This window comes from Chryseobacterium sp. GVT01B (assembly GCF_019970045.1).
Lineage (GTDB): Bacteria > Bacteroidota > Bacteroidia > Flavobacteriales > Weeksellaceae > Chryseobacterium.
The window spans coordinates 1-611 of record NZ_JAHXYI010000021.1; the positions used below are offsets into that span (position 1 = coordinate 1).

1 pseudogene is annotated in these 611 nt (G+C 40.1%); it reads right to left on the minus strand.

Going from position 1 to position 611, the window contains the following annotated elements:
- A pseudogene (locus LC457_RS23270) lies at positions 1-611 on the minus strand (RHS repeat-associated core domain-containing protein); the annotation flags it as partial.

Here is a 611-nt window from a genome sequence, read left to right on the forward strand (position 1 = left end):
GGCATATACATCCTTGCTCCATAATCAAAAAAGCCTGTTTCCTGTAATTCCTTACCATTATACTTGTAAGACTTATAACTTCCGAAATAAGAATTACTCAACCCTCCTGAGATATGGTTTAAACCAAATGCATAATAGTTGTTGGTATCAGTAACTTCAAGAGCACCTGTGCTGTCTTTTCCAAAACTCACCCTCGTATTTCCAAGGTGGTCTTTGTACTGATAAATATAGCGGTTTTCTGCGAAACTGTAAACTCCTTCCGCAGTATGTACAAAATCAAGCTTCCATTGCGGGGTAATTGTACCGGGATCAATAATACCTTTGTATGCCTGCTGTTCATAAGCATTCTCCGTACGGCACGTGATACAGATTCCCCCTCCCTCAAAATAATTATACTGGAAACCATCAAGATAATCCGTGATCGTAACGCTGGCCAGACCACGAGGTGGTGCACTGGAATACGTCTTACGTACTTTTACACCATCTGCACGATAAAGATAATCCAATCCAATATTCATCGCAAGCCCAAATGGATTATTCTGCGTAATGGAGTAAGAATCAGGTAAACTCAAATAGTTATACGCAATACTCCAGATGCCTTTATCCTTCAT